Below are 13,707 nucleotides of genomic sequence, written 5' to 3' on the forward strand. Positions count from 1 at the left end.
AATTGTCGCAACATAGTCGTATTACGCGCTAATTTTACGTAATACGACTTGTTGCATTAATCCCCAATGACAAAATTCACGTCGTTCAATCACTAATGGTAACGGCGTAATTAAATTTTGTAACTGTAGATTGATTGTTGTTCCTAATGCACTTGTGATGCGATCAAATCCTTTTCGACAATAACCTGCTTGTTGCCCATCAGGTAAAAATTTATCCCACAAAGAGATGACACCATTTGGTTTTAATACACGGACAGCTTCTGCAAGTAATGCGTCTGGCGTAGAGGTTACGGCTAAAATCAGATGTAATAACACGAGATCGCAAGTTTGATCAGCTAATCCACTCTGTTCTGCACGACCTACTTGAGTGGTAACTTGCCAAGAATAATGTTGTTGTTGTAATTGCTTCTCTGCTTTCGCTAACATTTCGGCAGAAAAATCAACTAAAGTGAGTTTACTTTGCGGCACGAGACGTGTTGCAAGATAAGGGAGATCTAACCCTGTTCCTGCTCCAGCAAGATAAATATGTTGTGGCGAATCCGTCCAAATCTGCTGTTGATCAAGGAGGGCAAATTGACTTTGACGCATATTATCGGCAGCACGTAAGAAAAAATTATAGATTTTACTGTAATAATTCCAACGTGCTGCTGATACCATGATATATCCTGATTAGTGTTTTGTTTGTTGTTCTTTGGCTGCTTGTTCTAATAACCATTCACATGGTTGGAAACGATCGCCATAAAGGACAACGTGTTCATTCAATGCTTTAACAATCGAAGTTGCTCCGATATATTGCATATAAGCGTAAATACCACCGCGGAACTCAGGGAAGAATACCCCTAATACAGAAGCCATATTTCCTTCATCTTGGCTGCTAATTACCCCTTCTTGTAAGCAACGTGCAGCTTCATTCAACATCATTAAAATACAGCGACGAACGACCTGTTCTGCTTCAAGATTATTTTCAGAGATCGTTTCCATAACATAGTAGATACTCTTATCAACCATGGTACGTTCTTCGGTTTGTGAATTATAAAGATAGAAGCCACGGCGATTTTTACGCCCTTTACGATCATCTCGTAATAAATTGCCGAGTTTAGCAGGCACAGCAAAAGGTTTGCCGTAATGTTGTTCTAAGTTTGGCAACATTTTAGCCAATAAATCTAAACCAAAGTCATCTAGCATGGCTAAAGGACCGACAGAAAAACCAAACTCCTGTAACGCACGGTCAACAAAATCGACAGCCTCTCCATCACATAAGCAGTAGAATGCTTCTAATAGATATGGGATCAAAATACGATTAACGAAGAAGCCTGGTTTATCTGCGACTAATAATGGGATTTTGCCTTGTTGAATTGCAAAATGAATAGCGGTTGCAATGGTTTTCTCAGATGTTGTTTTGTGAGGAATAATCTCCAACATTTTTCGTTGTGAAATAGGTGAGAAATAGTGGAAACCAATGACATTTTCAGGGCGACTGGCTACACTTGCAAGCTCGGCAATCGATAATGTGGAAGTATTACTTGCGAAAATCGTATTCTCACCATAAAAATCCTCGCTCTCTTGTAAGACACGTTGTTTTACATCTAGCTCTTCATACACGGCTTCAATGACAAAATCTGCATCTGGTGCAGCCAGAAAACGTTCTCCACCAGAAATTAAGTACATCATTTGTTGCATTTCGCCAGAAGATAACAGTTTTTTACTCACTTCACGTTGTAAAAGAGAATGGGTCATATGCAATGCTTTAGTGATACCACTCGGGTGAATATCTTTGATTCTTACTGGAATACGGGCATTACGCACAGTAATATAGGCAATACCAGCGCCCATAAAGCCACCGCCAATAATGGCTAATTTGTTGACGTCTCGGACATTACCACGAGTTTCATATTGTAGGCGCATAGCGCGTTTGGTTTGCGCAAGATTACGCAATACACGTGAATTTTCACTATTAAAGAGTTCAATAAAAGCACGTTTTCCCGATTCCAAACGTTGTGTTTGTGTAGGCTGTTTTAAAATCTCTATTATTTTGGACATCGCAGGATAGTTATCGATAGGCCCTAGCCACTCTTTATTTTCTGCTGCATCAAATAAGATTTTGCGAGAGAGGATATTATTATGGAGATAATGTTGTACTTTTTGCCATAATAGTGCTGTTTGAGAGAAGGTTTTGTTAACAAAATTTTGTTTGCCAAAATACTCATAAGCAGTAATGGTTAATAAACTTGCTGGAACAACTTCGTCAATACAATTTAAAGATTGCATTGTATGTACATCTAATTTATCTCCAGAAAGCAAAAAAGAGAGCGCATTTTTTAATCCCACTCGTTCAACAAGAGAAGAAATACCATTAGCAAATGGCACAATCCCTGAACGTATTTGTGGCATCGCAAATTGTGTGTGAATGTTATCTGAGGCGATTCGATAGCGACAAGCAAGGGCTAACTCCAAGCCAATACCAAAACAAGCGCCATTAATAATAGCAATAGTTGGGAAAGGTAAATGTTGGATTTTTTGTATTAATAGATTGATTTGTGTCAGAAAGCTTTCGAGTTCTGGTTCAGATTTTTCAACGAGGCTATTGAGATCAAACCCCTGAATAAAGTTATTTTCTTTCGTAGATTGAAAAATCAACCCTTTTGTTTCCGCTGGAAGAGAGGTTAATAATTGCTCTAAATCGGTAACAAAATTTGCAGAAAGTACATTGCGTTTTTTATCTTGTACATTGATTAATAATGTAGCAATTTTTTGCTCATCAATGTTTAAAGTAAATGGTGATAACTGGGGTTGTTGCTGCTTAATATCCATTATTCACTCTCCAAAATCATCGCACCACCAATACCCCCTAGACCGCCAGAGGCAATTAAAGATGTACCGCCGCCACGTTGTTTTAACGCATATAAAGATTGAATAATTAGGCGTAGGCTGCTTACCGCACGGGGGTTGCCATAGGCAAGTGAGCCACCTAGAACATTAAATTTACTCATATCAATGGAGCCGATTGCAGTAGAACGATTGAGATGTTGACGGGCAAACGTATCTGATTCTAATAATTTTAAATTGGCTAAGATCTGTGCAGAAGAGGTTTCATGAAAATCGATTAAATCAAGATCATTTAGTTTCATATTGGCATTATCTAACACTTTAGCAACAGAGTGTGTTACCCCAACAAACATATTTTTCCAAACATCATTAGCGGTCATTGTGTAATGACGGATATAACCTAAAATATTTAGCCCTTCGGCTTTTGCAGTGTGCTCATTCATTAATAATACGGCAGCGGCACCATCACAGGAGTGAGAGGTATTCCAATCTGTTGCGGTACCATATTTTTTACCATTAAATGGCTTAAATTTTTGATAAAATTCGGACTTCAAATGGCGCTCAATTTGATTATCAGAAATGACAAATTTTTCATAAGGCGTAGGGAATGAAACCATAACTTGTTGGCGTAATACGCCACTTTGCCATGCTTGATGTGCTAGACGATGTGATCTCGCTGCATACTCGTCCAATTCTTGGCGGCTTAGATGAAAATCTTGTGCCATCTGTTCGGAAACATCTGAGAGAGAGAGCTGAGTCAACGGATCTTTTAAATTTACGGCTTGTAACTTTAGATCCTGCCAACTAATTTGACGAAATAGTCGATATTTTTCTTCATAACTTTTAGCAGAAAGAATATCTCTAACTAATTGAATTAAATGTGAATTTAGTCTAATTGGTGCATTGGATAAAGAGTCCGCGCCGCCAGCCAGTGCATAATGCGTATTGCCCATTAAAATACTATTACTCAAATTGACCAATACTTGTAGGCCAGTTGGGCAAGAGCTACTGACGGTATAAGATTGCGCAAATGGCATATTAAGTAGTAAAGAGATTTCTCGAGAAATATTAGGAATATCAGGATCTTGAATAACTTGCCCAAAGACAACTTGTTCGATTTTTTGCTTAGGGATTGCTAAACGGCTGAGCAACTCATTGGCTACCATCGCCCCAAGATCTTTAGCTTTAGCTTCTTTAAAGAGTGTGTTTTGCTTAATAAAAGGAGTACGAAGCCCATCTACGACGGCGACTCTAGCTCCTTGAAATGTTGTTAAAATCGGCAGTTCAGACATAACGTCCTCGCTTATTTAAAATAATATTATTAAATTGTAGTGCATTCTATACTAGAGCGCGATAACTGGAAATAGGGACGCTTCTCTTTGTTTTTCTAAAAGTGATTAGGTAAAATAACCGCCAAAATGATAGAGATATTTAATATGGCTAAGAAAAAAGTAACAAAAAAAGATAATACGATTGCATTAAATAAACGTGCTAAACATGACTATTTTATTGAAGAAGAAATTGAAGCTGGACTTGCTTTACAAGGTTGGGAAGTAAAATCACTACGCGCAGGGAAAGTAAATATTGGTGATAGTTATGTGATTTTTCAACATGGAGAAGCTTTCTTATTTGGTGCGAATATTACACCATTAAATGTTGCTTCTTCTCATGTAGTTTGTGATCCTACTCGTACCCGTAAGTTATTATTAAGTAAAAAAGAAATTGATTCTTTATTTGGCAAATCTAACCGTGATGGTTATACGATTGTCGCACTTTCTTTATATTGGAAAAGCGCATGGGCGAAAGTCAAAATAGGCATTGCCAAAGGGAAAAAACAGCACGATAAACGCGAAGATATTAAAGAACGCGAATGGAAGTTAATGAAAGATCGTATTATGAAAAATGCAGGACGTTAAATTAGCAATGAAAATAAAGAGAAAATTAACTCATCAAGAATATAAAATATTTTTACTTAATACATTAATAACCTTTGATAAGGTTTGTAAAGACAATAATATTTCTTATTCATTAGCATATGGCTCAATGTTAGGCGTTGTAAGACATCAAGGGTTTATTCCTTGGGACGATGATATTGATATTCTAATGTTTAGGGAAGAATATGAAAAGTTTGTAGAAATATGGAATAAAAGCAATAATATTTTAAAAAATAATTATGAGCTATGGGGTATTGATGATGAAAAAAATTTCTTTTATGGTCATTTAGTAAAGTTCTTTGATAAAAATACATTATTAATAGAAAAAACGAAGAACCACCTTATTGAATATGGGGTTTTTATTGATATTTTTATATTAGAAGATATCTCTGCTGATGCTGAAAAATCCAATAAACAACAGAAGCAATATAAACTGTATAGAAAATTATTATCTCATTTCTATAAGCATGGAAAGTATTTAAATATTTTGGCTAAAAAACTCTCTGAAAAAATTCCTTCTATATATTTTTTTATGAATAAATTAGAAAATATTACCAAACAAGAAAGATCTGAATATGTTTCTGTATATGCACCTGTAGATAAGCAAATTTATAAAAGAGAAGATTTTAATAATGTAATTTATTTGCCATTTGAAGGGCATATGTTTCCTGTGTCAGCGCAGTATGATAATTTGTTAAAACAGAAATATGGTGATTATATGACTCTACCACCTGAAAGTGAAAGAATTGGGCATAAAATTGAGGCATATATATATGAATGATGTTATATCTTATTTTTGTTCTTTAATAGATTTAGAAGAACACTTAATAGTAGATTGTAACAGAATAGGTGGAATGACAAATACAAATTATTTATTGACCACAAAAAGTGGAAAATTTGTATTTAGAACTGCAGGTAAGGCATCAAATAAAATTATTAATAGGCAATATGAATATAATAATAGTCTATTAATGAGTAAATTGGGTGTTAATCCTGAGGTTATTTATTTTGATAAAAGTAATGGAGATAAAATTACTAAATATATTAACAATGCAAAGACATTATCTCCTTACAATATTTTTGAATATTTAGAAACTATTTTAGATTTATTAGTCAGAATTCATGCCTCTGATATTAAATTTGAAAATAGGTGGGATTACTTAAAAGAATATACTATGTATAAAAATCTCACTTTAGATAGTAATGTTGTAATAGATGAAAAATATTTAGGGCTAGAATCCAATATTTTACAATTATATGAAAAATTATTTTTGGATTTGGGTGTATATTTATCACCATGCCATAATGATCTTGTTGCTGAAAATTTTGTTATTGGCGATGATAATTTAGGTGAAAAGAAATTATATTTAATAGATTGGGAGTATTCTGGATTAAATGATCCTATGTGGGATCTTGCTTCATTATTTGAAGAGTCAAGTTTTCCACAAAATATTGAAAAAGAATTTTTAGAAAACTATTATGATTTGTGGAATATTAAAGTGAAAAATATATTTTCTAATAATGCTGATACCCCCCCCCCCACCTACTTTCACGTTATCAACTAAATATTTTAGAAGAAAAAATTCTTATATATAAAATCCTACAAAATGCACTTTGGTATTTATGGACATTAGCAAAAGAGTCTAGAGGCGATTTTTTTGGAAATTATAAATATCAGCGTTTAGAAAGAGTATTTTCTTTATATCAAGAATATAAGGGGAAATATGCATGATACAGAAAAATTTTATTTGTAATTTTAAAGGGGAAATTTTTGGAATCCTATCTGGGTTATTTTGGGCAATAAATTTAATTTTAATTGATAGTGCAACCTCTTTATATAAAGAATTAAGTAATGATTATCTTTTTTTATCTATTGTTTTGCTTCTTACTACAGAGTTTTTTTCTCTAATATTTTTACTTTTATTTAGAGTTAAAAAAATTACTTTAGATCTTTCTAAAAATATTTATGTGCTTAGACAGAATACATTGTTTTTGATACTTCCCTCAGTTGGTATGGGATTGTATATATTATCTATTATATTTTCTGGAATATCTGTTACAGCTTATTTTACGGCAATATATCCAATATTTTCTTTAGTGATACTATTCTTTTTATACAAAAAGTTTAATTATAGAACAGTAATTTCTATTGTATTGTCTGTTATTGGTCTTTATTTAACCATAGAATCATCACCTGTTGATAATTATTCTATTTTGGGTATTGGTTTAGCGTTACTCTGTGCATTTTCTTGGGGGAGTGAGTCGGTATGTTGTGAATATTTTTCTATTAAATCAATATCTCCTGAAACACTTCTATTTTTTAGATATATTATTTCAATATTTATTTGTGTTGTATTATTTTTGACATTTTTTTCTTTTGATAGAATATTTATTTTAGAGAGTGGTTATTTACTTTATCTTATCTTAGTTAGTATTTTTTCATTATTATCTTATCTATTTTATTACACTTCGATAAGTATTATTGGCGCATCATATGCAATAATCCTTAATGTTAGCTATATATTATGGGTTATGTTTTTTTTATTTATGACATATAGTTTTACTGTTATAAATATTATTGGTGGTTTCAGTGTTTTTTGTGCAATAGTTATTTCTTTTTTGAGAGGTGGAAAATGAATGCAATTATTTTGGCAGCAGGTTTGGGAAGTAGATTTAAAGATTTTATTAATAATAGCCATAAGGCATTACTACCAATTTCATCGATACCTAATATAGAAAGAACGATACAATTTCTTCAAGCGGCGAATATTTCTAATATATTTATTGTTACTGGTTATAACTCTCATTTGTTTGAATATTTAATTGATAAATATAAGTGTAATATTATCTATAATGAAAATTATAAGGAGTATAATAGTATTTATTCATTCTCTAAGATCGCTAATTTTTTTGCAGATAGCTATATTATTGATGCCGATGTTGTTTTATTTAAAAATATTTTTCTAGAAAAATTAGAAAGTAGTACTTATTTTTTAATTCAGCGAGCTAAAAATGAGAAAGAATGGATACCCATTATGAATGAAAATGGATCTATTCAACGAATAGATGTTAGTAATGATCATAAACCTTCCCTTTTAGGTGTCTCATTTTGGAATAAAAAAGATAGTTTTTTAATTAAAGAAGCACTACCGAACTATTTAACGCCTGATATTTTAAGTAATCCAAAATATTATTGGGACGATATTCCTAGAAAATTAATTTTAGATAGCATACTAAATGTTAGAACATTATTACTACAAGACAATGATGCTGGAGAAATGGATACTGTTGAAGACTATTTGAATTTGCTAAACTGTTAAAATGTTTATATAAAATCACGCCACAAACAATTATATTTGTGGCGGATAACTTGTTAATATCAATTAAATAGCATTATTTAAAAACTCAGCCAGTTTTTGTTTTGGTAATGCTCCGACTTGGGTTGCGACAGCTTGCCCATCTTTAAACACCACTAAAGTAGGAATACTACGCACACCTAAATCTCTAGGGGTGTTTTGGTTTTCGTCAATATTGATTTTGACAATTTTTACTCTACCTGCAAACTCTTCAGCAAGTTCATCTAAGATTGGTGCGATCATTTTGCACGGTCCACACCATGGTGCCCAAAGGTCTAGTAATACTGGTACATCTGATTGGAGAACGTCTGCAGCAAAATTTGCATCACTTGAGTAAACAATTTTATCACTCATAATTTAATCCTTTTGTTAAAAAAATAAGAAATAATGCGCTATTTTTTAAGCAATGTTAAAAACATGGGGCATTATACCACTATTCTCTAAAAAAACATGACCTCTTGTAATAGAGGATTGTTAAATTTTTGTTGTCAATAACTGGTGTTAGAGTAAATTGGCACAAGGCTTATGCTGTACAAGTTGTGCAATATTATTTAAGGTAACTTCAGAAATACTCGTTAACGCTTCTTCGGTTAAAAATGCTTGATGCCCTGTTAACAATACGTTATGACAAGAAGATAAGCGGCGGAAAACATCGTCTAAAATCACCTCATTGGATTTATCTTCAAAGAATAAATCACGCTCATTTTCATAAACGTCCATGCCAAGTGCACCAATTTTCCGTGCTTTTAACGCTTCAATCGCTGCTTGAGTGTCAATTAGTGAACCTCGGCTAGTATTAACAATCATCACGCCATCTTTCATTTTATTGAATGCGTTCATATCAAGAAGGTGATAATTCTCATCGGTAGCAGGGCAATGTAGGGTGATGACGTGTGAATGGGCATATAATTCCGCTAATGAAACATAAGTCGCACCTAATTCTTCAGCGATTGGATTTTTGTAAGGATCGTAACAAAGAATATTCATACCAAAGCCTTTAAGAATTCGCATAACCGCGAGACCAATTTTCCCTGTACCAATTACCCCAACAGTGCGTCCGTGCATATTAAAACCAATTAATCCCTCTAACGAGAAGTTGGCTTCACGGGTGCGTTGATAAGCGCGGTGAATACGACGATTTAGTGTGAGTATAAGACCAACAGTATGTTCAGCTACTGCTTCGGGTGAATAGGCTGGAACACGTACCACATTAATACCTAACTCTTTTGCTGCAATAAGATCAACATTATTAAACCCAGCACAGCGTAAAGCGACGGTATGGATACCTAATTGCGCGAGCTGCGTAAGTGCTTCTCGATCAGCATTATCATTAACAAAAATACAGACAGCTTGGCAGCCTTCCGCCATTTTTGCCGTGCGCTTACTGAGCATAAAATCAAAAAATTCTAACTCAAAGCCATATTTGACATTGACGAGTTCAAGATATTTTCGGTCATAACTTTTCGTACTATAAACAGCAATTTTCATAATAATACTCCTTGTTGATTGTTGTATCTTACCGCGTCTTGAGAAGGAAGTGTTACTAAGAATCAGATTTTATCGTGAAAAAGAGATATTTTGAGGTAAAAAAGAAATCTTTTTAGGGAAACTTAGAATAAATTGAGTGGTACAAGCAGATAAATGCTGCGATTTTCGAGAAAAATATTATAATGTTGGCTTTTCATTTAGAAAATGAAGAGGGGAACTATGTCATTTCGTATTTTGCTGTTAAATGGACCAAATTTAAATATGTTAGGGAAGAGAGAACCTAAGCATTATGGTAAGCAGACATTACAAGATATTGAGCGCGATCTGCAGCAAGCAGCAAGGCAATCTGGTGTAGAATTGACGTGTTTCCAATCTAATAGTGAAGAAAAACTTATTAATAAAATCCATGAAAGTTTAGGTGTTGTGGATTTTATTTTAATTAATCCAGCAGCGTTTACTCATACCAGTGTAGCGTTGCGAGATGCTTTATTATCAGTTGAAATTCCTTTTGTGGAAATTCATCTTTCCAATATTCATCGTCGTGAACCTTTCCGTCATCATTCATATCTAAGCGATGTTGCTGTAGGTGTGATTTGTGGCTTAGGGGCGGCAGGATATCAATATGCGTTACAGTTTGCCGTTGCACATTTGCAGCAGCAACAAGCAAATTAATCATTGCCACAATCGTGTGGTTTGTCGATTAAACAATTAACTTATAACGGATCAAATTTATGGATATTCGTAAAATTAAAAAACTTATTGAATTAGTTGAAGAGTCAGGCATTATGGAAATTGAAATTTCCGAAGGTGAGGAGTCTGTGCGTATTAGTCGTGGTAATGTTGCTGCCGCACCAGCCCCTGTTATGCCACAATCAATCGTTGTTCCTCAGCCTGTCGCGCCAGCCGTCGTTGATTCAGTAGCCAAACCAGCACAACCAGAAGCGAAAGAAGCTATTTCTGGTCATATTATTCGCTCTCCAATGGTGGGAACTTTCTATCGTAGCCCAAGCCCAGATGCGGCACCATTTGTTGAGGTAGGAAAAACCGTTAAAGTAGGGGATACCCTTTGCATTGTTGAAGCAATGAAAATGATGAATCGTATTGAGTCTGATAAAGCGGGTGTCGTTAAAGCGATTTTAGTCAATGATGGTGATGCAGTAGAGTTTGACGAACAATTAATTGTTATTGAATAAACTCCGTCAATATGCGATACAACGATTTCCCTAGTTGTGTCGTTAAATTTTAACTCATGGATATAAGTTATGTTAGAGAAAGTGGTTATTGCCAACCGTGGTGAGATAGCATTGCGTATTTTACGGGCCTGTAAAGAATTAAATATTGCGACGGTAGCCGTTCACTCCACAGCAGATCGTATGTTGAAACACGTACTACTCGCAGATGAAACGGTATGTATTGGACCTGCACCTTCAGCAAAAAGCTATTTAAATATTCCAGCAATTATTGCCGCCGCTGAGGTAACTGGTGCAGATGCCATTCACCCTGGCTATGGTTTTTTATCTGAGAATGCAGATTTTGCTGAGCAAGTAGAACGTTCGGGTTTTATTTTTATTGGTCCAACCGCAGATGTTATTCGCTTAATGGGGGATAAAGTCTCTGCGATTGAGGCAATGAAAAAAGCAGGTGTTCCTTGCGTACCAGGATCAGATGGACCATTAGGGCGAGATATTAATAAGAATAAAGAGATTGCAAAACGTATTGGTTATCCAATCATTATCAAAGCCTCTGGTGGTGGTGGCGGTCGTGGTATGCGTGTGGTTCGTCAAGAAAGTGCATTAGAAGAAGCGATTGCAATGACGAAAGCGGAAGCAAAAGCGGCGTTCAATAATGATATGGTATATATGGAAAAATATTTAGAAAATCCTCGTCATATCGAAATTCAAGTGTTAGCAGATACGCATGGTAATGCAATTTATCTTGCAGAACGTGATTGTTCAATGCAGCGCCGCCACCAAAAAGTTGTGGAAGAAGCACCTGCGCCAGGAATTACGGAAGAAATGCGCCGTTATATTGGTGAACGCTGTGCAAATGCTTGTAAAGAAATTGGTTATCGTGGTGCGGGTACATTTGAATTTCTCTATGAAAATGGTGAATTCTATTTCATTGAAATGAATACACGTATTCAAGTAGAACACCCAGTTACAGAAATGATTACTGGTGTAGATTTAGTGAAAGAACAATTACGCATTGCGGCAGGATTACCACTTTCATTCAAACAGGAAGATATTAAAGTACGTGGTCATGCGATTGAATGTCGTATTAATGCAGAAGATCCAGCGACGTTCTTACCATCACCAGGTAAAATTGAGCATCTGCATTCACCAGGTGGCTTTGGTATCCGTTGGGATTCACATATTTATGGTGGCTATACTGTTCCACCTAATTATGATTCAATGATTGGTAAATTGATCAGTTATGGTGAAGATCGTCAAGTAGCAATCCGTCGTATGCAAACGGCATTAAATGAAACAATTATTGAAGGAATTAAAACCAATATTCCTCTTCATGAAATGATTCTCAATGATACAAACTTCCAACAAGGTGGGACAAATATCCACTATTTGGAGAAGAAACTTGGCTTAAATGATTAGCTAGTAGTATGTCGGATATTTTTATCCGACATATTTTTATCATTAATGTTTAACTAAACCTATTTCCCAATACAGAAAGAACTAAAAATATTGCCAAGTAAATCATCTGATGTAAATTCCCCAGTAATTTCACTTAACGCATTTTGTGCCATTTTTAATTCTTCTGCTAACAATTCCCCTGCATAGAATTGAGTGAGTTGGACATGACCTCTTTGCAAGTGTTCGGTGGCTTGATTTAATGCCTCTAAATGACGGCGGCGCGCTAGAAAACCACCCTCGGTTACAGTTTGGTAACCAATGCTTTCTTTTAGATGCTCTTTGAGTAACTGAAGACCTTGTTGTGTTTTTGCTGATAAGGTAACTGTGGTATAACCATTCTCTAATGAAATGCCTTCTGTTTCACCACTCAGATCTGCTTTATTGCGGATAATGGTTACTGGCATAGATTGCGGTAATTTTGCCATAAAATCAGGCCAGATTTTTTCGGGTAAGGTTTCTTTGGTGGTGGTGCTATCAAGCATAAATAAGACGCGATCAGCCTGTTCAATTTCTTGCCACGCACGCTCAATACCAATGCGTTCCACTTCATCGGTAGCGATGCGTAAACCTGCGGTATCAATAATATGCAATGGCATTCCATCTAAATGAATATGTTCACGTAAGACATCTCGAGTGGTTCCTGCAATATCAGTAACAATAGCGGCTTCTCGACCAGCAAGTGCATTTAATAAGCTAGATTTGCCTGCATTTGGTCGTCCTGCAATAACGACTTTCATGCCCTCGCGTAGTAAAGAGCCTTGTTTGGCTTGTGCTTGTACATGATCAACCTGTTGGATAATTTGATTTAATAAATTTTCAATTTTACCATCGGCGAGAAAATCAATTTCTTCATCAGGGAAATCAATCGCTGCTTCAACGTAAGTTCGTAGGTAAATTAATTGATCAACTAACTGGTGAATCTGTTTTGAGAATTCCCCTTGTAATGATTTTAGGGCAGAGCGTGCCGCTTGTTCTGAGCTGGCATCAATCAGATCGGCGATTGCTTCTGCTTGTGCTAAATCGATTTTATCATTTAAAAATGCTTGTTCAGAAAATTCACCAGGGCGAGCTAAACGTACACCATGGATCTGTAACACGCGTTTTAAGAGAATGTCGAGTATAACTTGTCCGCCATGCCCTTGTAGTTCTAGAACATCTTCGCCCGTAAAAGAATTTGGTGCTTTAAAGAAGAGGGCGATACCCTGATCAAGAATAGTTCCATCACTATCTTTAAAAGGTAAGTAATCTGCTACTCTCGGTTTTGGGCATTTCCCTAAAACTTGTTGTGCAACTTCACTAGCCAGAGGGCCTGAAATGCGTAAAATACCAATTCCTCCACGACCAGGAGGGGTTGCTTGTGCAACGATTGTTTCTGTTTGTACCATAACTCTTTTTGCTAAATAAATTCAGTTTTGCATAAATTTAAGGCATCTTGTAGAAGATGCCTTATTTGTT

The 13,707-nt window shown here is 35.2% G+C and carries 14 protein-coding genes; 8 read left to right on the forward strand and 6 right to left on the reverse strand.

The features are described from left to right. Positions 1-21: 21 nt before the first annotated feature. Genes ACFFHK_RS04655 through ACFFHK_RS04665 form a run of 3 tightly spaced genes read right to left on the reverse strand, consistent with a single transcriptional unit; the run spans position 22 to position 4,118 of the window. Positions 22-657: a class I SAM-dependent methyltransferase gene (locus tag ACFFHK_RS04655; RefSeq protein WP_382370036.1), complete on the reverse strand. Its 636-nt coding sequence runs from the start codon at positions 655-657 to the stop codon at positions 22-24. Between the two features lie 12 nt (positions 658-669). Further along, entirely contained in the window at positions 670-2,811 is a 2,142-nt protein-coding gene (locus tag ACFFHK_RS04660; RefSeq protein ID WP_382370038.1) for a 3-hydroxyacyl-CoA dehydrogenase NAD-binding domain-containing protein, read from the reverse strand. Further along, positions 2,811-4,118: an acetyl-CoA C-acyltransferase gene (locus tag ACFFHK_RS04665; RefSeq protein ID WP_382370040.1), complete on the reverse strand. Its 1,308-nt coding sequence runs from the start codon at positions 4,116-4,118 to the stop codon at positions 2,811-2,813. The genes ACFFHK_RS04660 and ACFFHK_RS04665 overlap by 1 nt, the downstream gene beginning before the upstream one ends. 144 nt (positions 4,119-4,262) lie before the next feature. On the opposite strand from ACFFHK_RS04665, the gene smpB reads away from it, so the two are divergent. From smpB to ACFFHK_RS04690, 5 genes are all read left to right on the forward strand, one after another. Continuing rightward, positions 4,263-4,742, forward strand: coding sequence for an SsrA-binding protein SmpB (smpB, locus tag ACFFHK_RS04670; protein WP_382370042.1), 480 nt, complete (start codon positions 4,263-4,265; stop codon positions 4,740-4,742). Continuing rightward, complete coding sequence (locus tag ACFFHK_RS04675) at positions 4,729-5,541, forward strand: LicD family protein (protein WP_382370044.1); 813 nt, start codon at positions 4,729-4,731, stop codon at positions 5,539-5,541. The genes smpB and ACFFHK_RS04675 overlap by 14 nt, the downstream gene beginning before the upstream one ends. Further along, positions 5,534-6,325, forward strand: coding sequence for a phosphotransferase (locus ACFFHK_RS04680; protein ID WP_382370046.1), 792 nt, complete (start codon positions 5,534-5,536; stop codon positions 6,323-6,325). Before ACFFHK_RS04675 ends, ACFFHK_RS04680 begins: the two co-directional genes overlap by 8 nt. 163 nt (positions 6,326-6,488) lie before the next feature. Beyond that, positions 6,489-7,397, forward strand: a complete 909-nt coding sequence (locus tag ACFFHK_RS04685) for a DMT family transporter (RefSeq protein ID WP_382370048.1) — start codon at positions 6,489-6,491, stop codon at positions 7,395-7,397. Continuing rightward, entirely contained in the window at positions 7,394-8,080 is a 687-nt protein-coding gene (locus ACFFHK_RS04690) for an NTP transferase domain-containing protein (protein ID WP_382370050.1), read from the forward strand. Before ACFFHK_RS04685 ends, ACFFHK_RS04690 begins: the two co-directional genes overlap by 4 nt. A 63-nt stretch (positions 8,081-8,143) precedes the next feature. Here the strand turns inward: ACFFHK_RS04690 and trxA are convergent, their stop codons facing one another. Beyond that, the gene (gene trxA, locus ACFFHK_RS04695) at positions 8,144-8,470 is read right to left on the reverse strand and encodes a thioredoxin (RefSeq protein ID WP_382370052.1); all 327 of its coding nucleotides are present in this window, start codon (positions 8,468-8,470) and stop codon (positions 8,144-8,146) included. Positions 8,471-8,617: 147 nt separating this feature from the next. Beyond that, a complete protein-coding gene (locus ACFFHK_RS04700; protein WP_382370054.1) occupies positions 8,618-9,604 on the reverse strand; it encodes a 2-hydroxyacid dehydrogenase in 987 nt (328 codons plus the stop codon). A 219-nt stretch (positions 9,605-9,823) separates the two neighbouring features. Between ACFFHK_RS04700 and aroQ the strand changes: the two genes are divergently transcribed. The 3 genes from aroQ (at position 9,824) to accC (ending at position 12,213) form a co-directional block, all read left to right on the forward strand. After that, positions 9,824-10,276: a type II 3-dehydroquinate dehydratase gene (aroQ, locus tag ACFFHK_RS04705; RefSeq protein ID WP_382370056.1), complete on the forward strand. Its 453-nt coding sequence runs from the start codon at positions 9,824-9,826 to the stop codon at positions 10,274-10,276. Positions 10,277-10,335: 59 nt separating this feature from the next. Beyond that, positions 10,336-10,797 carry an acetyl-CoA carboxylase biotin carboxyl carrier protein gene (gene accB / locus ACFFHK_RS04710; protein ID WP_382370058.1) on the forward strand — a complete coding sequence of 154 codons (462 nt, stop codon included), beginning with the start codon at positions 10,336-10,338 and terminating at the stop codon, positions 10,795-10,797. 69 nt (positions 10,798-10,866) lie between these two features. Then, positions 10,867-12,213: an acetyl-CoA carboxylase biotin carboxylase subunit gene (accC, locus tag ACFFHK_RS04715; RefSeq protein ID WP_382370060.1), complete on the forward strand. Its 1,347-nt coding sequence runs from the start codon at positions 10,867-10,869 to the stop codon at positions 12,211-12,213. A gap of 59 nt (positions 12,214-12,272) precedes the next feature. On the opposite strand, the gene mnmE is transcribed toward accC, so the two are convergent. Then, the gene (gene mnmE / locus ACFFHK_RS04720; protein ID WP_382370062.1) at positions 12,273-13,637 is read right to left on the reverse strand and encodes a tRNA uridine-5-carboxymethylaminomethyl(34) synthesis GTPase MnmE; all 1,365 of its coding nucleotides are present in this window, start codon (positions 13,635-13,637) and stop codon (positions 12,273-12,275) included. Positions 13,638-13,707 lie beyond the last annotated feature (70 nt).

Origin of the sequence: Gallibacterium trehalosifermentans (genome assembly GCF_042433055.1) — a bacterium.
Classification (GTDB): domain Bacteria; phylum Pseudomonadota; class Gammaproteobacteria; order Enterobacterales; family Pasteurellaceae; genus Gallibacterium; species Gallibacterium trehalosifermentans.